Source organism: Arthrobacter sp. D5-1, assembly GCF_017357425.1.
GTDB lineage: Bacteria > Actinomycetota > Actinomycetes > Actinomycetales > Micrococcaceae > Arthrobacter.
On the sequence record NZ_CP014571.1, the window covers coordinates 1,090,874 to 1,109,321 of the forward strand.

The 18,448-nt window shown below is 61.4% G+C and carries 19 protein-coding genes and 1 tRNA gene; 8 read left to right on the forward strand and 12 right to left on the reverse strand.

Annotated features, from left to right (window positions below; all coding sequences use genetic code 11):
- Nucleotides 1–142 precede the first annotated feature (142 nt).
- The 3 genes from AYX22_RS05065 (at nucleotide 143) to AYX22_RS05075 (ending at nucleotide 1,495) form a co-directional block, all read left to right on the forward strand.
- On the forward strand, nucleotides 143–1,021 hold the full coding sequence (locus AYX22_RS05065) for a thioredoxin domain-containing protein (RefSeq protein WP_207596422.1): 879 nt from the start codon (nucleotides 143–145) through the stop codon (nucleotides 1,019–1,021).
- 169 nt (nucleotides 1,022–1,190) lie between these two features.
- A tRNA-Thr gene (locus AYX22_RS05070) sits at nucleotides 1,191–1,267 on the forward strand.
- Nucleotides 1,268–1,312: 45 nt separating this feature from the next.
- Nucleotides 1,313–1,495: a hypothetical protein gene (locus tag AYX22_RS05075; protein WP_207596424.1), complete on the forward strand. Its 183-nt coding sequence runs from the start codon at nucleotides 1,313–1,315 to the stop codon at nucleotides 1,493–1,495.
- 16 nt (nucleotides 1,496–1,511) lie between these two features.
- Here AYX22_RS05075 and AYX22_RS05080 read toward each other — a convergent pair whose 3' ends face one another.
- Both AYX22_RS05080 and AYX22_RS05085 read right to left on the reverse strand, forming a co-directional pair.
- Nucleotides 1,512–2,006: a DUF2306 domain-containing protein gene (locus AYX22_RS05080; protein ID WP_207596425.1), complete on the reverse strand. Its 495-nt coding sequence runs from the start codon at nucleotides 2,004–2,006 to the stop codon at nucleotides 1,512–1,514.
- A 9-nt stretch (nucleotides 2,007–2,015) separates the two neighbouring features.
- Complete coding sequence (locus AYX22_RS05085) at nucleotides 2,016–2,945, reverse strand: helix-turn-helix transcriptional regulator (protein ID WP_207596427.1); 930 nt, start codon at nucleotides 2,943–2,945, stop codon at nucleotides 2,016–2,018.
- A 236-nt stretch (nucleotides 2,946–3,181) separates the two neighbouring features.
- Between AYX22_RS05085 and AYX22_RS05090 the strand changes: the two genes are divergently transcribed.
- Complete coding sequence (locus AYX22_RS05090; RefSeq protein WP_207597483.1) at nucleotides 3,182–4,570, forward strand: MFS transporter; 1,389 nt, start codon at nucleotides 3,182–3,184, stop codon at nucleotides 4,568–4,570.
- Nucleotides 4,571–4,599: 29 nt separating this feature from the next.
- Here the strand turns inward: AYX22_RS05090 and AYX22_RS05095 are convergent, their stop codons facing one another.
- The 4 genes from AYX22_RS05095 to AYX22_RS05110 form a co-directional block, all read right to left on the reverse strand.
- On the reverse strand, nucleotides 4,600–5,067 hold the full coding sequence (locus AYX22_RS05095) for a hypothetical protein (RefSeq protein ID WP_207596429.1): 468 nt from the start codon (nucleotides 5,065–5,067) through the stop codon (nucleotides 4,600–4,602).
- Between the two features lie 91 nt (nucleotides 5,068–5,158).
- Nucleotides 5,159–5,566: an Hpt domain-containing protein gene (locus AYX22_RS05100; RefSeq protein ID WP_207596431.1), complete on the reverse strand. Its 408-nt coding sequence runs from the start codon at nucleotides 5,564–5,566 to the stop codon at nucleotides 5,159–5,161.
- Nucleotides 5,550–6,278 carry a signal peptidase I gene (locus AYX22_RS05105; protein WP_207596433.1) on the reverse strand — a complete coding sequence of 243 codons (729 nt, stop codon included), beginning with the start codon at nucleotides 6,276–6,278 and terminating at the stop codon, nucleotides 5,550–5,552. The genes AYX22_RS05100 and AYX22_RS05105 overlap by 17 nt, the downstream gene beginning before the upstream one ends.
- 176 nt (nucleotides 6,279–6,454) lie before the next feature.
- On the reverse strand, nucleotides 6,455–7,063 hold the full coding sequence (locus AYX22_RS05110) for a TasA family protein (protein ID WP_242703438.1): 609 nt from the start codon (nucleotides 7,061–7,063) through the stop codon (nucleotides 6,455–6,457).
- Nucleotides 7,064–7,356: 293 nt separating this feature from the next.
- On the opposite strand from AYX22_RS05110, the gene pnuC reads away from it, so the two are divergent.
- The 3 genes from pnuC to AYX22_RS05125 are packed head-to-tail and all read left to right on the forward strand — an operon-like array spanning nucleotide 7,357 to nucleotide 9,879.
- On the forward strand, nucleotides 7,357–8,001 hold the full coding sequence (pnuC, locus tag AYX22_RS05115) for a nicotinamide riboside transporter PnuC (protein WP_242703535.1): 645 nt from the start codon (nucleotides 7,357–7,359) through the stop codon (nucleotides 7,999–8,001).
- Between the two features lies 1 nt (nucleotide 8,002).
- On the forward strand, nucleotides 8,003–9,112 hold the full coding sequence (locus AYX22_RS05120; protein ID WP_207596435.1) for an AAA family ATPase: 1,110 nt from the start codon (nucleotides 8,003–8,005) through the stop codon (nucleotides 9,110–9,112).
- Entirely contained in the window at nucleotides 9,109–9,879 is a 771-nt protein-coding gene (locus AYX22_RS05125) for an NUDIX hydrolase (RefSeq protein ID WP_207596436.1), read from the forward strand. The genes AYX22_RS05120 and AYX22_RS05125 overlap by 4 nt, the downstream gene beginning before the upstream one ends.
- Nucleotides 9,880–9,923: 44 nt before the next feature.
- Here the strand turns inward: AYX22_RS05125 and AYX22_RS05130 are convergent, their stop codons facing one another.
- From AYX22_RS05130 to AYX22_RS05155, 6 genes are all read right to left on the reverse strand, one after another.
- Entirely contained in the window at nucleotides 9,924–10,604 is a 681-nt protein-coding gene (locus tag AYX22_RS05130; RefSeq protein ID WP_242703615.1) for a DedA family protein, read from the reverse strand.
- A gap of 102 nt (nucleotides 10,605–10,706) precedes the next feature.
- On the reverse strand, nucleotides 10,707–11,786 hold the full coding sequence (locus tag AYX22_RS05135; protein WP_207596439.1) for a LacI family DNA-binding transcriptional regulator: 1,080 nt from the start codon (nucleotides 11,784–11,786) through the stop codon (nucleotides 10,707–10,709).
- A gap of 38 nt (nucleotides 11,787–11,824) precedes the next feature.
- Nucleotides 11,825–12,727 (reverse strand): carbohydrate ABC transporter permease, encoded by a 903-nt coding sequence (locus AYX22_RS05140; RefSeq protein WP_207596440.1) that lies wholly within the window; start codon nucleotides 12,725–12,727, stop codon nucleotides 11,825–11,827.
- A complete protein-coding gene (locus tag AYX22_RS05145; RefSeq protein ID WP_207596442.1) occupies nucleotides 12,724–13,605 on the reverse strand; it encodes a sugar ABC transporter permease in 882 nt (293 codons plus the stop codon). The genes AYX22_RS05140 and AYX22_RS05145 overlap by 4 nt, the downstream gene beginning before the upstream one ends.
- Before the next feature lie 46 nt (nucleotides 13,606–13,651).
- Nucleotides 13,652–14,989 (reverse strand): extracellular solute-binding protein, encoded by a 1,338-nt coding sequence (locus tag AYX22_RS05150; protein ID WP_207596447.1) that lies wholly within the window; start codon nucleotides 14,987–14,989, stop codon nucleotides 13,652–13,654.
- Nucleotides 14,990–15,033: 44 nt separating this feature from the next.
- The gene (locus AYX22_RS05155) at nucleotides 15,034–16,470 is read right to left on the reverse strand and encodes a GH32 C-terminal domain-containing protein (RefSeq protein WP_207596448.1); all 1,437 of its coding nucleotides are present in this window, start codon (nucleotides 16,468–16,470) and stop codon (nucleotides 15,034–15,036) included.
- Nucleotides 16,471–16,807: 337 nt separating this feature from the next.
- Between AYX22_RS05155 and AYX22_RS05160 the strand changes: the two genes are divergently transcribed.
- Complete coding sequence (locus AYX22_RS05160; protein WP_207596449.1) at nucleotides 16,808–18,367, forward strand: glycoside hydrolase family 32 protein; 1,560 nt, start codon at nucleotides 16,808–16,810, stop codon at nucleotides 18,365–18,367.
- Nucleotides 18,368–18,448: the final 81 nt, after the last annotated feature.

An 18,448-nucleotide genomic window follows, 5' to 3' on the forward strand; every position in this document is an offset into this window, starting at 1 on the left:
CAGCCTACTAGCGGAATCTTCCATGGCACTTGATCGTTCAACAACCGGGCAAGGGGTCTGCGCCAGATCTTCAAGTTTGCTCCCGTAAACTGACCCCGTTGCCCTAGCTATGCCCTTTGACGTCGAATACCCCGAGGAACTGATGAGCCCCGCAAACGAACAACGCCTGTCCAAGGCTGAACGCACCGCCCAGGCACGGGAAAAGGCGCGCGCAATCCGAGAAGAGCAGCTGAAGAAGGACAAGCGCAACAAGCTTTTGGTCGGCTGGGGCATTGTGGTTGCCGTTGTGGTCATCATCGCCTTGGTGGCGTTCGTGGTCATCGGCCAAGCGCAGAACAACGCACCTATCGCCGATCAGGGCCCGACGCCGGCCAACGGCAACGTCCACGGCGGCGTGACGCTGCTGGCCAACAGTGAAGTTGTTAAGTCGGAGCCGGCCACCGTCAACGTTGCCGACGTCCCCAGCCCTGCAGCTACCCCGCCTGCCACCGTGACGGTGCCTGGCGGCGAAGCCGAAGCCGGCAAGCCCGTCAAGGTCATTGCCTACATCGACTTCATCTGCCCCGTCTGCAAGCGGTTCGAGACCACTTACGGAGAGTCGCTGACCAATCTCCGCAATGAGGGCAAGATCTCCCTTGAGTACCGGCCCCTCGGGTTCCTGGACCGCCAGTCCACCACCAACTACTCCTCCCGCGCGGCCAACGCCGCTGCGTGCGTAGTGAACTCATCCCCGGAAAAGTACGCGGACTTCTTCAACTTGCTCTTCGAGCGCCAGCCGGCTGAAGGCGGAGCGGGCATCTCCGACAACGACCTGAAGAAAATGGCCACCGAGGTTGGTGCGGCCAACATCGACACCTGCGTTGACAGCAAGCAGTTCCGTCCGTGGGTGAAGGTTGCCACGCAGGAAGCTGCGGCAGTAGGCATCACCGGCACTCCCACCGTGTTCATTGACGGCAAGCAGTGGGACGGCAGCACCGATCTGAACGCTGAAATCCAGACGGCCGTTGACGCCAAGGGCTAGTAGCCCCCGCTGAATGCACGACGGCGGCCGGTCACCCTTGTTCCTGGGTGGCTGGCCGCTGTTGTACCGTTCGCTTCCGGTTTGGTCCCGGCGAATTTCGTTGACGGGGATGGTCTGGGCTAACCTTATCTAGCGCTCTTTCGCGCTGTGCTTCGGGTAACCGGAGCGTGCCTCCTTAGCTCAGTTGGCCAGAGCACCGCTCTTGTAAAGCGGGGGTCGTCGGTTCGAATCCGACAGGGGGCTCCACGAACCCCTCCATTCCGGCGATTTTTCCGGAGTGGAGGGGTTTTTGTGTCGGGTTTTGGGCGCGACGCACGACTGTTGTTGCAGGAATCAGATTTCAGCAACAACGAGTCCGGGCGGACCCAGGCGCTGAACGGCGTCGAATTCGGCGCTGGCGGCGCACTGCGCTACTCCAAGAGGCGTCTCACATGGATGGATTATTTGGCCTCACCAGGTCTGCGGCAACACTGAAAGCGGCTGGAAGGTGCTACTTTCGGACGCTGATCACCGGTGCAGTCTTCTGACGAAGCTGCATCAGGCCAGCGACAGTCAGCCCGGCAGTAAGCGCCAGGGCCGCTACCCACAGTGTGAGGCCGGTGAGGTCGTGGATGGCCATTTGGGGGAGCCGTCGATCAGGCACGGCGATCACGCCAATAAAGGCGCCGACGAGGCCGAAGTAGCTTCCGGTCATAAACCGCTGATGCGCCCGGATGTTGCCGCGGCGGACGGTCACCAGGCCCATCGTCAGGGTGCAGAACGTCAGCACGGACAGGGCGTGAAGCCAGTTGAATCCGCCGTCGATGGTCCGGATCCCGAACGAGGTGAGGACCACGACATACATGGCCACCGCCCAGATGCGCCCCAGGATTTTGTGCGCTGCGCTGCCTTTGTTGCGGCGGAGCAGGTTGACGGCGCCGAAGATCAGGGCGTAGCCCGCTGCGATGGCGTGCAGAGCGATCAGGAAAGTCCACGGGGAGGGCATACGGCCAGCCTAGCGAATTCGGAAGTGACTATCGGGCTGTGGCAGCGTGGACGATCGTTGATCAAGGGGCAATCGGGCCGGGCCCTCCGGCCCTACCGCATCGCCGGCGGCGAGCAGTTGAAGTGCTTCCGCGGCCGGCGTCCCCGGGTCCGCAGCGTACATGAGGATCCTGTGCCCGGACTCGTCGGGCGGTGTGAGGACCTCGAAATTCAGCTCCAGGTCACCTACTTCGGGGTGGTGCATATGCTTCAACCCGGACATGCAGTTCTCAACGGGGTGCCGAGCCCACAATTTCGCGAACTCCTCACTCTTCAAGGTGAGCTCACCCACCAAGGAAGCGAGTTCAGGGTCATCTGTGGCCCGGCCGGCGACGAGCCGTAGTGATGACACCGCACGCGTGGCTTCCTCCAGCCAGCGTGGGTAAAGTTCGCGGGTGTGCTGGTCAAGGAACAACAAACGAGTCATGTTTGGCCTTGTTGCAGCCGACTTCGGTGCGTCGTAGTCCAAGTGCCCTGCAACCAATCGATGACCGAGCCGGTTCCAGGCAAGCACCTCGCTGCGGCGTCCCAGCACGATGGCGGGGGTGCTCGACATTGACTGAATCAGGCGGAGCGTCCCGGTCCTGGCCTTGTCCGGCTTCGTCACAGTGCGGCGTTTGGTGGCGCGGGCCCGGGCAAGATTGAACAGGTGTGCTCGCTCGTCAGTGTTGAGATTCAGGGCCCGGGCGATCGCATCAATGATGGCATCAGAAGCATTGTTACTGAGGCCCTGCTCCAGACGGGTGTAGTAGGTATTGCTGACTCCCGCGAGCATGGCCAGTTCCTCCCGCCGGAGGCCTGGTACGCGGCGGATGCCGTAATTGAGCAGGCCAACGTCTTCCGGCTGCAGAGCCGCCCTTCGGACTCGAAGGAACTCCCCAAGTTCACTCACCATAGTCATGACCACCATTCTGCCGGTCCCCACCGGCAGTGTCCTGTCCCTGTCAGGGGTAGGCAGGAGGGGGTGTGGTTCATCCGGGCACATGCGTAGACCGTTGGAGCTGTGAAGAAGCCGCCCACGGGCGGTTACAGCTCCAGCAAAGGATCACCGATATGACGACACAACCGGATGTCACCAAAGGCACCAGCCTTCCATCTGCCATCGTCCACGAACCCCAACCGGACTCGAAAAGGCAGATGACAGGCCGGCAGCGGCTGGCCCTTATTGTCCTGCTCGCAGCGAGTTTCACCCTCGCTGTTGACTTCTCCATCCTTAACGTCGCCCTCCCGGCCATCGGCACCGATGTTGGCTTCAGCCTGGAGAACCTTCAGTGGATAGCGACGTCATTCGCCCTGTGCGCTGCGGGCCTGACATTGCTGTTCGGACGTGTCGCCGATATTGCCGGACGCCGCAAAATGTTCATCATCGGCATGGCCCTGCTTGGCGCGGCGTCGCTGGCCGGCGGATTGGCTGCCGACCCGGCCTTGTTGCTCATTGCACGCGTGGGACAAGGCGTCGCGACGGCCATTGTCGTTCCCGCTGCCCTGTCCCTGTTGCTGGCATCCTTCCCGGAAGGCCCGCTGCGCGATAAGGCACTGGGCCTTAATGGATCACTCATGGCCGCGGGCTTTACGACCGGCGCTATCCTCGGCGGACTGCTGACGGACCTGCTGAGCTGGCGGTGGGCGTTCTTCATCAACGTGCCTGTTGCCATCGCAGTACTGGTTATCGCTCCCATCGTCCTCGCCGAGAGCAAGCCCACCACGAAGTTGAAGCTGGACGTTCCGGGTGCTGTCACCGTTACCCTCGGCCTTCTGGCCCTTGTCTTCGGTTTGACGAACGCCGCCGAGCACTCCTGGACCAATCCATTGACTTTGGGCTCCCTCGCGGCAGCCGTCGTGTTCTTTGTTGCCTTTGTTGCGGTCGAACGCCGGGCAAGCTCGCCGCTGGTACCGCTGGAGATCTTGAAGCGCTCCACTGTCGCCTGGGGCAACATCGCCGGCATCCTGGCCTTCGTCACTGAAACCTCCCTGGTGTTCTTGCTGACGCTGTACCTGCAGCAGGTTCTCGGCTACACCCCGCTCGGTGCAGGATTGGCCTTCGCGGTCCTCGGTCTCGGCACGGTACTCGGTGGCGTCCTCGGACCCAGGGTGATCGGAAAGATCGGCAACAAGAAAGCCATCGTCTACGGATTTATAGTCCAGGCCATTGCCACAGGCATCCTCGTCCTGCTCAGCGCAGACCCCGCATCCATCGGTCTGCTCCTGGTCGCCACCTTCATCGGTGGTGTAGCAAACCTTGTTGTCATCGTCGGCTTCATGGTCACTGCAACATCCGGGCTGCCTGATGAAGAACAAGGCCTGGCCACGGGACTGGCAACCATGAGCCAGCAGATCGGCATCACCATGGGCATCCCCATTATGAGTGCCATCTTCACGGCTCAAATCCTCAGCATCGGTAACAACGAGGCCCCCGCCGTCCTCAGCGGTGTCACAACCGCCATCTGGGTCAACGCCGGCCTTTGCCTGCTCACCGCACTGGTTGTGGGCCTGTTCCTGCGCAAACCGGCGATGTCCGCCAACTAAGCCCCAGAGGCAGAAGCCCTACATCTGGCTCACGGGCAGTTCAGTGTTCCTGTCAAGGGTGCGCCCGCCCACGCGTTGGTGGAGTTGGGCACCTTGTAGTAACCGCGGATCTGGTAGGTCCAGGTGCCTGAGAGGTTGCTAGTGCTTTGGACCCCTGAGCTGTAGGCCTTTCCTGAGGCCTTGCTGAGGTCGCCCGTGAACCGTACGACGCCGTCGGGGTCTATGACCTTAAGCTCGTGGTAGTTCGCGTAGGCGACGGCCGCGAAACTGCTGACGCTGATTTTGGCTTGGCCAAACCAGAGGAATGAATCGCAGGACTTCGACACACTTACCGTGCTGGCTGCCGGCGCGGGGATCTTTGCCGCACTGACAGCCATCGCACCTGGCGCGGTGTCGCTGAACTGGGCGTGCGCAGGTGAAATGTAGACGCCCATCAGCAGTAACATGACCGCCAGGATGGTGGCCGGTACTTGCCGGATGATGCCTTTGCCATGCATGTGCGTGATGCCGTCCCGGTAGTGCGGATGATGTGTTTCCAGTGTGCCGAACGGGCCTCAGGAAACACCTCGGTGAACACTCAAGGTCCGCTCAAGACCGAAAAAAACCCCGGTGCCGGCTCAGCGATGTATGCGCGGCCCTGATGAGGTCGGACCGTGAAGCGAGACAGCGGTCTGCCGTCTGCCTCAGCGCCGGCAGCGCATGGGCGGCGTCGTCGAAGTGGTTTTCCCGGATCATTGATTCGATGGCCCGGCATTGGTGCTCCGTTTCCCTGGCTCCCACCATGGAAGAGCTGATCTTGAGGCTAAGAACAGCGGTGGTGGTCTCCGTTGCGTCATGCTCGTCCACAGCGTGGACTATGCGTTCGACGCGCTGCGGAAGCATCGCGAGGTATTTGGCGAGGAAACGCAGTGCCGGTTCAGGGCTTCCCAGTTCCTCGGCGAGTGATTGGAGCCTGCCCAGGTCCAGTTCACCGCCTGGATTACCCGATGGCTTCATCGCGGCCTCCGGCCGTTTCCCCGGGTGTGGTCTTGGCGGGCTCTTTGGTCCAGATGGAGGCGAGCATTCCGATGACCAGTACGGCGGGTGCGCCGTACATCAGGATGTTCATGACGATGGGTTCGCGAAGGGCGCGGATGGCGTTGCCTACGTAGGGGATGGTGGTGACCTGCTTGTCCACGGTTTGCCCCTGCAGGGTGGCTATCCAGGGGTCGATACCGTTGTTGGCGTCGCCTTTGGTCTGGACTGCCACGCCGCCGTCGGCGGTGGTGCTGATCTCCGTGATCCGGTGGGTTTCCACCCGCTGGTCTTCGACCGGGATGTGGTAGGTGATGATGTCGCCGACCTTGACGTCGGTGATGGGGGTGGGGACGGTGACGACGACGTCGCCCGGGTTGATCAGCGGGGCCATGGATCCTGTGAGCATGGTGGAGGTCTGGTAACCCAGGACGCGCGGGCCGATCGCGAGGAACAGGAACACCAACGCAGCGAGGACCAGCATGCCCACGCCCATACCCCTCACCACTTTGCCGGCTATCCGGCGGAGGGAGCCGGTTGTGCCGGCAAAGGAGGTGGCCGCTGCGGGCTGCTTCACAGCGGCGGTCTTAGGAACGGAAGGAACGACGACGGCGGCTGGCTGGGGTCCGCTCCCTGCTGCGGCCGAACGCCGGCCGCGAACTGCGGGGGTGGTGATGGTGCTCAGTGCGCTCATGCCTGGCGTTCCTTTCGTGGTGTTCGACGTGCTTTCAGTCTGTCCTTCCCCGCTCAAGAGAGTGTGCGGGCGGGCCTCAAGACTTGATCAGGAAATGGCCAGGAACCGGCCGGAAGGGCATGCCGGCCGGCCCCTGGGGTCTATCGGGCTGCCTGTTGGGGGTCAGCGGGTGGGTGTTATTTGGTGGTTTCGGTGCGCTGGGTGCCGGTGAAGGAGAAGGCGATGGTGGAGGTGGCGCCTTGGAAGTCGTTGTTCGCGGTGGTGGGGAACGCGGTGGTGATTTTGAGGTTGTCGGTCTTGGCGGACGTCAGTGCGGTCAGGTTGGCCAGGGCCTTGTTGGCGGTGATGACCGGGGCGGAGGCCAGGACGGTGCTCTTGGTTCCGGTGCAGGTGTAGGGGGCTGCGGTGCCGGTCCAGGCCACGGAGCAGTTTTCGATGGTCAGCTGCAGACCGTTGGTCACGTCGGTGGTGAGCAGGGATCCGGTGGCCCCGGCGGAGGTGGTGAGGGTGACGTTGTTCAGGTCCGAGTTGCCGGTGTTGGCCAGGGTGACGAGCTTTTCGACCTTGTCTCCGGGCAGCAGTCCTGCGATGGGGACGTTGAGGGTGTTGGCCGGGCCGGGGGCGCCCAGGGCGATGGTGACCGTACCTGCGGTGACAGCCTGTGACGCGGAGGTCGATGAGGTGAACGCACCGTAGGTTCCCATGCCGGCGACGGCGGCTGCGGTGCCGACCAGTGCGACGGAGGCGAGGATTTTGCCGGAGGTGGTCTTGAGGCTGATGGCCATCTGAGTATGGTCCTTTCGGGAGGCCACCGCGGGTCCGGCCGGCCGTTTCTTCCAGCCTCTCTGGCTGACAAGAACTACTGTGCCGGGGCTGGATCAAGAACTAATCCTGCAAACCCGCAACAGTTCCTCAGGAAAACCTCAAGACTCACCACAGCCCAAAGCCAGGACCCGGAGCATCCTCCCCGACCACATGGAAGAGTTCTTGTCAGAGTGACGATAACTCTGGTACGGTATTTATTATTAGGTTGATAATAAAGAACGGAAGAACGATGATGATGGCACTGCTTGACTGGATGAATTCCGCAGCAATCCCCAACCTCTTCGGCAGTCCTGTGAGCTGGATCGAAGTCATCGGCTTCGTCACCGGTGCTGCCTGTGTTTATGGCGTGGCCCGGCAGAAGCTTTGGAACTGGCCAGTCGGCATCCTGAACAATCTTGCGTTTATCGTTCTGTTTCTCGGAGCCGGCCTTTATGGCGAAACCGTTCTGCAAGTGATCTTCGCGGCTGTTGCCGTTTATGGCTGGTACAACTGGGTGCGCGGAAACGCCGATACCGAGAACAAGAATGACCTGCGGATCCGCGATGCCGCCGGCAAGGAGCTCCTCCTTGGGGTGGGTGCCACGGTGGCCGGTACTGCAGCTGTGGCGCTGGTGCTTACCCACGGAACCGATTCCCAGGTTCCTTGGCCGGACGCTTTCGTGCTGACCGCCTCACTCGTAGCAACATACGGGCAAGCCAAGAAGATCTTCCAACACTGGTATGTATGGATTCTCATCGATGTGGTCTCCATCCCGCTCTACTTCAGCCGCGGTCTGGCACTGACAGCGATCCTCTATCTCGGATTCCTGACCCTCTGCATCTACGGACTGATCGACTGGAAACGTGCCCGCAGCACTGAAACACCGGTTATCCCCGAAGCTCTCAAGACAGGAGCATGACATGTACAAGCAGGCCCTGGTCATCGGTAAGTTCTACCCGCCGCACGTAGGCCACGCCCACCTGATCACCACTGCCGCGGCGCAGGCCGAAAAGGTCGCTGTCCTGGTACTGGGCACCCGCTTTGAGTCCATCAGCGTTGAAGACCGTGCCACGTGGCTTGCCGAAGAGTTTGATGGCGTCGGCGGCGTGGAGGTCATCGGTATGCGCAACGACTGCCCTGAGGATTACTACTCGGACGAAATCTGGAAGGCCCAGACCGAGCTGATGCGTCTGGCGCTGAAGTCCCACGGCGTAACCTCCATTGATGCCGTGTTCAGCTCGGAAGAATACGGCATCCAATTGGCCGGGGCCTTTGACGCTGAACACGTCCTGGTGGACCTGGCCCGGACCACCTACCCGATCAGTGGCACTCTATGCCGTGATGACCTTGGGGCGGCCTGGTCCTGCATCATCACACCCGCCCGCCAGGAGATGGCAACGCGCATCATTGTGGTTGGCGCCGAGTCCACGGGCACCACCACACTGGCCAAGGCGCTGACCGAGCATTACCGGCCGCGCTTCCCCCGGCTCACGGAAGTCCCAGAATTTGGCCGCGAATACACCTACACGAAGTTCGACGAACTGCGCGCCCGGACCGCGGACGCGGAACTTCAGAACATGGTGTGGACAGCGCAGGACTTCGGCCTGATTGGCGCGCGACAGACCGATATGGAAAATGCGGCAGCTGACTCCTGTCCCTTGGTGATTGCAGACACCGACGCACTGGCGACCACGCTCTGGGAGCGGTTCTACCTGGGGGAAGGAAGTTTCGGTTCGTACCACGCTGCCGACGTTCTGCCTCGGCGTGATGTGTACCTGATCACCGATCACGAGGGTGTGGAGTTCGAAGACGATGGGTGGCGTGAAGGCGAACACCGGCGTGCAGAAATGACTGAGTGGTTTAAAGAGACCCTGACTGAGGAAGGGCACTCGTGGATATTGGTCACGGGCGACCACGAACGGCGCATGAAAACCGCCGTCGAGATTATTGACCTGATCCTTGCCCAACGGAGCAGCCTTACTTCTCCGCCCTGGGCGACCAGGACCGTTCTGGAAGGAGTAGGGGCATGACACCCGAAACGGATTCCGCCGGGAAATTTCTGGAAAGCTACAACCCCCGGGACTATCCCTCCGTAGCCCTGACGGTGGACCTGGTGGTCTTTGCCGTCGCCCGAGGGGTGCTGAAAGTCGCTTTGGTCCGGCGGGGAGAGCACCCTTTCAAGGATGTGCTTGCCCTGCCAGGAGGCTTTGTCGGCGCAGAGGAATCAGCCGGAAAAGCAGCAGAGCGTGAGCTCGCTGAAGAGACAGGTCTGGACCTCGGAAGACTGCCGGTCCATATCGAGCAGTTGGCTACCTACACGAGTCCGGATCGGGATCCCCGGATGCGCGTTGTCTCGGTGGCCCATCTGGCGCTCTTGGCTTCCAGCGGGACCTCGCTGCCAATGATCGCCGCCGGGTCCGATGCTGCCTCTGCTGGCTGGTATGCCGTCCATGACATTCTCAGAAGCGACGGGCTGGCCTTTGATCACGCCGTTATCCTGGGCGACGGCTTGGCGCGGCTGGCAGGAAAAATGGAATACACCACCGTCGCTGCCCGACTTCTGCCGGAGGAGTTCACGCTGACTCAGCTTCGCACCGTCTATGACGCCGTGTGGGAAACAACGCTGGCCGCTGGTAACTTCACCCGCAAGATGATGCCTCAGTTGAATGACACCGGCCGGAAGACCCGCGGTTCAACCGGCGGTGCCCCGGCCGCGCTGTTCACCGCCACGGACCGGCACATCCATCCGCCGCTCAAACGCTTCCCCACGGCTCCCGTCCAACCACGCCGATCGTGAGCTGATTTGCACGCCAACGGGGTCGGGTTACTGACTGAAAGCGCCTACTTGGCGCTTTCCTTTCCCCGTTTTACCCTCCGGACAACGAGCCACGCAATGAAGGCGGCAAGCCCTGCGTATACGGCGTAGTTGAGGAACCGTGAGTACTGGTCAACCAAGTGGTATTGCTTGCCGAGCAACGCGCCCAAGCCGATGAGCAGCGCGTTCCATACTCCGGTGCCGGCGATGGTGAAGATGCTGAAGGTCATAAGGTTCATGCGTTCGGCGCCCGCCGGGAGGGAGATGAGACTGCGCACCCCGGGCAAAAGCCTGCCGAAGAAGATCGCGGACTTACCGTGGCGTTCGAACCAATCGGCGGCTTTCTCGAAATCTTCCCGATCAACCAGTGGAAGTTTCGACAGCAAGTGGATGGAGCGCTTAAGCCCTACTTTGTACCCCAACCAGTACAACAGCAGCGCTCCCACATAGGCGCCGAGAGTGCTGGTAAGGAACACCAGGAGCAGGTTGATGCTGCCCTGCTGGGTGAGGAAACCTGCCAGGGGGAGGATGACCTCGCTGGGAATCGGCGGGAATACCGTCTCCAGAAGGGTCAGCAGGCCCACACCCCATTCGCCGAGGGCCTCGATTACTTGAGCGGCGACACCGACGATCCCGGTCAGCTCGTCGGTGGAACCACCCGTTTCCAGAGAGCCGATCAAAGCGATGTCCTTCCCAAGAGCTGACAGGTTCACAAGGGAAGCCCAGTGATGGGGGACCACTGGGCTTCCACCCTCAACGCTATTCCCATGAGCGCCTGTGGGCAATGAGCAGTTCTTTGTACAGGATTGCTAAGCCGGTGAATGCACTGCTACGGACGCCCGCTCAACCGGCGGACAGGCGATCTTCACAGCGGACTCAAGGGGAGCAGCATCCAGGCCCAGGAGCATGCGTACGCCGGCTGCGCCCAGTTCGTAATGAGGCAGTGACACTGTGGAGAGCGGCGGGCGCAGGTGGGCAGCGATGACTTCCTGGTTGTCGAAACCCACCACGGCAATGTCCTCCGGGATGGACAGCCCGTTTTCCCGCAGCCCATCGTAAAGTCCCATGGCCATACGGTCGTTGTAGCAGTACACGGCACTCACCCCAAGCGTGAGCAGGCTTTCCGTGGCCCCGTAGCCGCCTTCCTGATCAGGGTAGGCCTCCAGCACCAACGCCGGATCAAAGGGAATTCCGGCGGCATCGAGCGCGTCTTTGTATCCCTGGAGCCGGCCATCCCTGGCCGGTGCAGGGGTGGTGGCGTTGATGAACGCGATGCGACGGTGGCCACCGCGGAGCAGGATCTCGGTTGCCGATTGTCCGCCTTGGGTCTCGTCGGGGACCACGGCGCGGGCTGCTCCGGCTTCTGGTGAAAAACAGTTGACCAGGACGAAGTCCGATTCCCGCAGGGTTTCGGGGATGTCCGTGGGGCGGTGAAACCAGGTGGAGTACAGGATGCCGCGTACTTTGTATTCCAGCATCATGGCGATCGCGTCTTTTTCGAGCTCCTGGTTGCCTTCGGTATTCGCGATCAGCAGGGCATAACCATGTTTCCAGGCTTCGTCTTGAGCGCCGTGAATGATTTGGCCGGCGAACGGTGTTGTGGCTACGCCGTCGGCAACCAGTCCGATGAACTTGGACGTGCCACTCACCAACGTTTTGGCCATGGCGTTGGGACGGTATCCCAATTGGGTGATCGCTTCGGTGACGCGTTGGCGGGTTTCGTCGGCGATCCGTGCGTTCTTCTTCTTGTTGATCACCAGCGAGACCGTGGCAGTGGACACTCCGGCCAGTTCAGCCACTTCGCGGAGGGTCACCGGATGGGCGCGGCCTGTTCTGGCAGGAACGGCGGGGGTGGCCGCGTTGCCTGACTCTCTCTCCTGCGAAATCATCTGTCCTCCATCAGGAGTATAACCGTCGGCCATAGCGGTCATCCCTTGTTCGCTCCGCTCTCAAGGCCTTGGATCATGGCCTTGTTGAGGACCAGGAAGACCAGCAGCAGCGGTGTGATGGTCACGCAGACGGCGGCGAAGGTGGCCGTCCAGTCCACCTTGCCCATGGCGCCGATGTAGTTCTGCAAGCCCAGGGGGATGGTCTTGAGGTCCTCGGAGAGAACAAAGGTGTTGGCGAAGATGAAGTCGTTCCAGATGAAGATGCTGTTGACCAGCACCACGGTGACCACGGTGTTGAGGGAGAGCGGCAGCGTGATCAGCCCGAAGATCCGGTACGGTCCGGCCCCGTCCAGGGATGCTGCCTCGTAGGTTTCGCGCGGAATGTACTCGAAGAAGGACGAGAAAAGGTAGATGGACATCGGCAGGGCGAAGCCGGCCAGTGGGATGATCATCGACTGGTAAGTGTCCAGCAGGTTCACGGCGGAGTAGTCGATGAACAGCGGGACCAGCGCGATTTGGACGGGAACAATGATGCCGATGAGGAACAAGCCCCGGACGAACTTGCTGAGGCGGAAGCCAAGGACCTGGATGGCGTAAGCGGCCATCATGCCGAACAGGACAATCAGAATGTTGGCGCCCATGGTGACGATGAAACTGTTCAGGATGTTCCGTCCCAGGTCGCCGGTTTCAAAGGCGCGGGCATAGTTTTCCCACGTCAACGAGCTGGGAAGCCCGAACGGATCACCGCTGGCAAAGTCGTTTTCGGTCCGCAGGCTGGTCACGAACAGCCAGGCGAGCGGGTACACCTGGACGATCACGATGAGCAGGATCAGGACCCTCGAGAGTGTCCGGTACAAGCTGGGCTTCCGACGCCGGCGCTGGGGGACGGGGGAAGGAACCCTGGCGCGGGTCGGCTGAGCCGGGGCTGTCTGGGTGATCATGAATCTGCCTTCCGCTTGAGCATGAACAAGATGAGGCCGACGGCGACAAGGCACTCGATCACGATGAAGACGGCGATGGTACTTGCGTAGCCAAAATCCGTGCTGGTGAAGGCTGTCTTGTACATGTAGGTGGTGAGGAGCTCGGAGGATTGTCCCGGGCCGCCGTTGGTCATGAGGTACGGGATATCAAAACCGCGCAGGCCGTAGGTCGTGGCCATGATGGTGGTGGTAATCCACACGGGCCGGATGTAAGGGAAGCGGATCTTGGTGAAGAGCGTCCACTTCGATGCGCCGTCCAGGACCGCGGCTTCTTCGAGTTCCTTGGGTACGGCGATCAAGGCCGCGTAAATGATGAGCATGTACAGCCCGGTGAACCGCCACCCTTCAGGGGCGGAGACCGCGGCCAGCACTGTGGTGACGTCGGACAACCAGGCACGCTCCAAGGAACCCAGTCCTATCCAGTGCAGCAGCTGGTTCAGCAGGCCGACAGGGTCAATGGAGTAGATACGGACAAAAAGGAACGCAATGGCGACCGTGGAGATCACGGCGGGCAGCAAGTACAGGGTCTTGATCAGTTCACGTCCCCTGCGCAGGGACGTGAGCAGGCTGGCGACAACCAGGGCACCGCCCAGCTGCAGGACCAGGCAGATGGCCAGGTAGACCAGGGCGTTGAAGAAGGAACGCCAGAAGATGTCATCAGCCGTGAGCATTCGGACGTAGTTGGCCAGCCCGACGAACTCCATGTCACTGATGCCGTTCCAGGAGAAGAAGCTTAGGAACAGGGACTGAAGGATGGGGAAGAGGACTGCTGCGCAGTAGAGCAGCAATGGTGGGAGCAGGAAAACCAGGACTGAGGTCCTTGACCTGTTGGGAAGCATGGTGGGCCTTTCGGGCGGGGGCCTTACCGGCCCCCGCCGTTTCGGTTTACTTGAAGAACTTGGGCGCGTTCTGCTTGATGGCGTCGTCCATGGTCTTGGTGAATTGTTCGGGCGTGATGTTGCCCTGGACCAGGAGGACCAGCTCTTGCTGCAGACGGCCGTTGGTGGTGGGGTCCAGTTGGGTGTCCCACGGCATGGCCTGCTTTTCGCCGAGGGCGTTGGCCGTTTCGAGGGCCTTTTTGTACAGCGGTGTAGCGTTCGCGGGGACGGTGGTTTCCACGGTGGTGGTGGGGGAGAGTGCCCCGGTGGCAGCGTATTCAGCCGGGTACTTCTCCAGGGCGAACTTCAGGAAATCGCTGACCAGGGGATCGTAAGTCTTTGAGTTCACGGCCATGCCGATGCCGGACGGGGAAACGAACTCGTTGGCCGCTGTCACGGAACCCGGTGTCGTGGGAAGGGTGAAGAAGTCGACGTCATCCCGGACGTCAGGGTTGAGTTTGTCCGTGGCGAGGCTGGGCAGTTCCCACGTGCCGATGTTGTACATTGCGGCTTGGCCGGAGGTGAACTGGTTCTGGGCATCGGAGTAGCCCTGCGCAGAGAATCCTTCCTGGAAGCACTTGGCCTTGCCGAGTTCGGCCATCCATTGAACAGTCTTCTGGCCCGCGGGATCGCTGAACGCAGCTTCGCCCTTCTTGAGTTTCTGGACGAAGTCGGGCCCGGCAGCCCGGAACGGCTGGTAGGCGACATAGCGTTCCAGCGGCCACTGGTCCTGCCCGTCGATGGCGATCGGCGTGATTCCTGCGTTGCGCAAAGCCGTGCACATCGCTGGGATGTCGTCCAAGGACTGAGGGACAGCCACGCCCGCTTTTTGGAGTAGGGCCTTGTTGTACCAGATGAATTCCAGCTCGAACTGGAACGGGATCATGTAGAGGGATCCGTCATCGAAGCGCTGGTAGTCCAAGGCTCCGGGCCGGTAGTCGTCGTAGAGGTCCAGCGACTTCAGCAGTTTGTCGGCCTCCACCATTTTGCCCTGCTTGGCCAGCTGCTGCGCGAATGGGGTGGCGTCCGTGTCAAACAGCTCGGGGAGCTTGTTGGCCGCAGCCAGGGTTTCGAGCTTCTGGATGTAGGAGGGCCGGTCCGGGGTGGTGATGAGGTTCAGTGCAAACCCCGGGTGGTCCTTGGCGTAATCGTCGGCGAGCTTCTTCATGATGTTGATGACGGCGCCATCGGCAGGCCTGGAGAGGAGCCACGAGATTTCGCGGGGCTTGATCTCCCCGGTGGGGCTGACGTTGGAGGGGTCTGTAGCAGCTCCTCCGCCGCCACAGGCTGTCAAGGCCAACGCGGCGACGGCTGCGACGGCAGCAGCACGGAGTAGTTTCTTCATTGCGGCAATCTCCCTTGATTGGAACAGAGGTTGGGGTGGGATATTCAGTTGTCGATGCGCTGTCGTATCTCAAGTTCGGTGACGGTGACGGTTCCTTCGCCGGCAAAGACGCCGATCCTGCCGGTTGTGAGGTCGTACATCCTGGCGCTGAGCGCCACTTGACGGTCGACGACGGCCACGCAAATGTCGCCGTCGACGATGACCTCAAGCGTGTGCACGCCGGGGGTGAGGTCACAGGGCCGCTCAAGTTCGACGTCGAACGGCACGTCACCTGAGACGTGCCACTGGGCATCTCCGGTGATGGCGCGCGGCCAGCGGTCGAAGACGAGCCGGCCACGCTTGGGTTCCAGACGGAGGACGTAGGAACGGTCGCCGTCGGCGCTTGAGCGGAGCAGCAACCCGCACTCGGTGGTGTTCGGAGCTATGTCCAGCACCACCTTCGCGTAAAATTGCTGCGGCAACTCCTCATCGGACAGCAAAGCCGTGTACCCGTCCGGCACATCGACCCGGGCAGGCAACGCACTGGCCAAGGACACCGGGACGTCATCCCAGAAGCTCTCTACCAGCTCGTCCGCGAAGGAGAATGCCAAGGTTCCGTCCGGGTTTTGGCGGGCTTCCAGCACGGACATGGTGCCGGCCCACTGCCATGGCCCATGATCGGTGTTGCCTTCCTTGGTGGCGATCCAGCCAAAGAAGAACCGGCGACCGTCGCGTTCTGCGGACTTTGAGGCGTAAAAGGCGCGGCCGTCGATGCTGTCCAGGTGCGGCACAGTCCACGGGCCGTCGGGGCTCTTGGCCATGCGGTAGCGGGTGGTGAACGATTCCGAGAACTCGGAGTACACCATGTACCACCAGTCACCCCAAACGAACACATCCGGGCATTCGTGGGTGATGTACCGGCGCGGGTCCCAGAACGGATCGGTGTACTGCCAGGCCATCAGGTCAGTGGACACACACTGGGCTATGACGCCGCGGCGGCGTTCCGGACCGGTGGAGTGCCGGGCTGCCAGCAGCATCCTCCACTGCTTCTTGTCGTCATCCCACAACACGAAGGGATCGCGCCAGTCTCCGGACTCATAGCCGTCCGGAGCGCCGAAAGTCAGTTCCGGATGTTTTTGCCAGGTCCGCATGCCATCGGTACTGGTGGCGTGCATGACCAACTGGAGGGGCGCGCCGTCGGCCCCGAGGTTCCGGGGGTTTTGTCCGGTGTAGAAGAGGTGGTGGACGCCGGACCCGTCCGCCACGACGCTGCCGGTGTAGGCGTTGAAGTCCATGTCGCTTTCGCTGCCATGGTGCAGGGAGACGCCATGGTTCTCAAACTGGGTGAGGTCCTTGGTGGTGACGAGGTTCCATGATGTTCCGGGTTTTGGGTCTGAGCGGTCTTCGTGAAGGTAGAAGAGCCAGAACTCCCCGTACTTCTCATAGGGGATAAGGTCCCCAACCCATCCGTCGGCGGGTTGGAAGAAGACTGGGCGTTTCATCTGCGCTGATGTCCATTCTGCTAAAGCGTTTGATCACTCGTAAGCTAGCGTGAAAACTCCGGTCGATCAAGCGTTTTAGCAATTTTTGTTTTCCACCAAAATTGTGGTGCTAAAACGCTTGACCGTCGAAGCGGCCGCCACTAATGTCCTGCGTAGCCGATGACTCACCGGGCCGCTCGATGCTGAGCCGTCCGAACCCGGCCATGAGTACCAATCCAGCTCTCCATCTCACGCGCAGTACCAGGCTGCCCGGGACTTTCCCGACGGCCGCGCACGTTCATCACCATGACGTTTGGCAGGCCGTCGCGCCCGCCAAGCACTGAGAGGAAACACATCAATGACGTATGACATCTCTCGCCGCACTGCCCTGCAAGGTGCAGGAGTTGGTGCCCTGGCACTGTTCATGAGCAGCGCCGTCCCCGTGGCAGCCCACGCCCAGACATCCCTCCGGGCGATTTACCACATGACGCCGCCCACGGGCTGGCTGTGTGATCCGCAACGTCCCGTTCATACCAACGGCGCCTACCAGCTCTACTACCTTCACTCAGGCCAGAACAACGGACCGGGCGGATGGGACCATGCGACCACCTCCGACGGAGTGTCGTACACCCACCATGGAGTGGTGATGCCACTGCAGCCGGACTTCCCCGTCTGGTCGGGATCGGCCGTAGTGGACACCGCCAACACCGCCGGCTTCGGTGCCGGCGCAGTTGTCGCGCTCGCCACCCAGCCCACGGACGGCATCCGCAAATTCCAGGAACAGTACCTTTACTGGTCTACGGATGGCGGCTTCACCTTTACCGCATTGCCTGACGCGGTCATTGTGAACACTGATGGACGGACGGCCACCACCCCCGCCGAGGTGGAGAACGCAGAATGGTTCCGCGACCCCAAGATCCATTGGGACGCGACGCGCAACGAATGGGTCTGTGTCATCGGGAGGGCCCGCTACGCTGCCTTCTACACCTCTCCCAACCTGCGTGATTGGCAATGGAAGTCCAACTTCGACTTCCCCAACCACGCCCTTGGCGGCATCGAATGCCCGGATCTGTTCGAGATGACAGCCGGAGACGGCACCCGGCATTGGGTGTTCGGCGCGAGCATGGACGCCTACAGCATTGGATTGCCCATGACTTTTGCCTACTGGACAGGTTCATGGAACGGCACCGCGTTCATCGCGGACAACCTCACACCGCAGTGGCTTGACTGGGGATGGGACTGGTACGCCGCCGTAACCTGGCCGGCCGTGGAAGCACCTGAGACGAAGCGACTTGCCACCGCATGGATGAACAATTGGAAATACGCAGCCCGCGACGTACCCACAGACGCATCCGATGGTTACAACGGACAAAATTCCATAACGCGCGAGCTCAGGCTTGAGCGCCAACCGGGTGGCTGGTACACCTTGCTCAGCACGCCCGTTCCGGCGCTTTCGAACTATGCCACGTCCAGCACCACACTGCCGGACCGCACGGTCAACGGCAGTTTCATACTGCCGTGGAGCGGGCGCGCGTATGAGCTGGAGCTCGATATCTCTTGGGACATCGCCGCGAATGTTGGAGTGTCGGTGGGCCGCTCGTCGAATGGCAGCCGTCATACGAACATCGGCAAATACGGCGACGAACTGTACGTCGATCGCGCACCATCGGACCAAAGCGGATATGCGCTGGCACCGTACACCCGCGCCGCGGCGCCAATTGACGCCAATGCCAGATCCGTCCACCTGCGTATCTTTGTCGACACCCAAAGTGTTGAGGTTTTTGTGAATTCCGGGCACTCGGTGATTTCGCAGCAGGTGCATTTCGCGGTCGGGGACACGGGGATCTCCCTTTATGCTGACGGCGGTCCGGCAAACTTCACCGGAATCACCATCCGCGAGTTCGGGACCCCCATCTAAGGCTGCGCTCCAAGGTTGGAAAGAACGACGGCGACACTAAAGCGGGCGGCAGCGTCGCCGTCGTTCTTCCGGTCCGGTGGG

What these genes read in the sequence shown, in the direction of transcription:
- AYX22_RS05150 (WP_207596447.1), bottom strand. Translation starts at nt 14,989, where the DNA reads ATGAAGAAACTACTCCGTGCTGCTGCCGTCGCAGCCGTCGCCGCGTTG.
- AYX22_RS05120 (WP_207596435.1), top strand. Translation starts at nt 8,003, where the DNA reads ATGTACAAGCAGGCCCTGGTCATCGGTAAGTTCTACCCGCCGCACGTA.
- AYX22_RS05080 (WP_207596425.1), bottom strand. Translation starts at nt 2,006, where the DNA reads ATGCCCTCCCCGTGGACTTTCCTGATCGCTCTGCACGCCATCGCAGCG.
- AYX22_RS05065 (WP_207596422.1), top strand. Translation starts at nt 143, where the DNA reads ATGAGCCCCGCAAACGAACAACGCCTGTCCAAGGCTGAACGCACCGCC.
- AYX22_RS05160 (WP_207596449.1), top strand. Translation starts at nt 16,808, where the DNA reads ATGACGTATGACATCTCTCGCCGCACTGCCCTGCAAGGTGCAGGAGTT.
- AYX22_RS05155 (WP_207596448.1), bottom strand. Translation starts at nt 16,470, where the DNA reads ATGAAACGCCCAGTCTTCTTCCAACCCGCCGACGGATGGGTTGGGGAC.
- AYX22_RS05100 (WP_207596431.1), bottom strand. Translation starts at nt 5,566, where the DNA reads ATGAAGCCATCGGGTAATCCAGGCGGTGAACTGGACCTGGGCAGGCTC.
- AYX22_RS05090 (WP_207597483.1), top strand. Translation starts at nt 3,182, where the DNA reads ATGACAGGCCGGCAGCGGCTGGCCCTTATTGTCCTGCTCGCAGCGAGT.
- AYX22_RS05145 (WP_207596442.1), bottom strand. Translation starts at nt 13,605, where the DNA reads ATGCTTCCCAACAGGTCAAGGACCTCAGTCCTGGTTTTCCTGCTCCCA.
- AYX22_RS05140 (WP_207596440.1), bottom strand. Translation starts at nt 12,727, where the DNA reads ATGATCACCCAGACAGCCCCGGCTCAGCCGACCCGCGCCAGGGTTCCT.
- AYX22_RS05095 (WP_207596429.1), bottom strand. Translation starts at nt 5,067, where the DNA reads ATGCATGGCAAAGGCATCATCCGGCAAGTACCGGCCACCATCCTGGCG.
- pnuC (WP_242703535.1), top strand. Translation starts at nt 7,357, where the DNA reads ATGAATTCCGCAGCAATCCCCAACCTCTTCGGCAGTCCTGTGAGCTGG.
- AYX22_RS05085 (WP_207596427.1), bottom strand. Translation starts at nt 2,945, where the DNA reads ATGACTATGGTGAGTGAACTTGGGGAGTTCCTTCGAGTCCGAAGGGCG.
- AYX22_RS05110 (WP_242703438.1), bottom strand. Translation starts at nt 7,063, where the DNA reads ATGGCCATCAGCCTCAAGACCACCTCCGGCAAAATCCTCGCCTCCGTC.
- AYX22_RS05125 (WP_207596436.1), top strand. Translation starts at nt 9,109, where the DNA reads ATGACACCCGAAACGGATTCCGCCGGGAAATTTCTGGAAAGCTACAAC.
- AYX22_RS05105 (WP_207596433.1), bottom strand. Translation starts at nt 6,278, where the DNA reads ATGAGCGCACTGAGCACCATCACCACCCCCGCAGTTCGCGGCCGGCGT.
- AYX22_RS05135 (WP_207596439.1), bottom strand. Translation starts at nt 11,786, where the DNA reads ATGATTTCGCAGGAGAGAGAGTCAGGCAACGCGGCCACCCCCGCCGTT.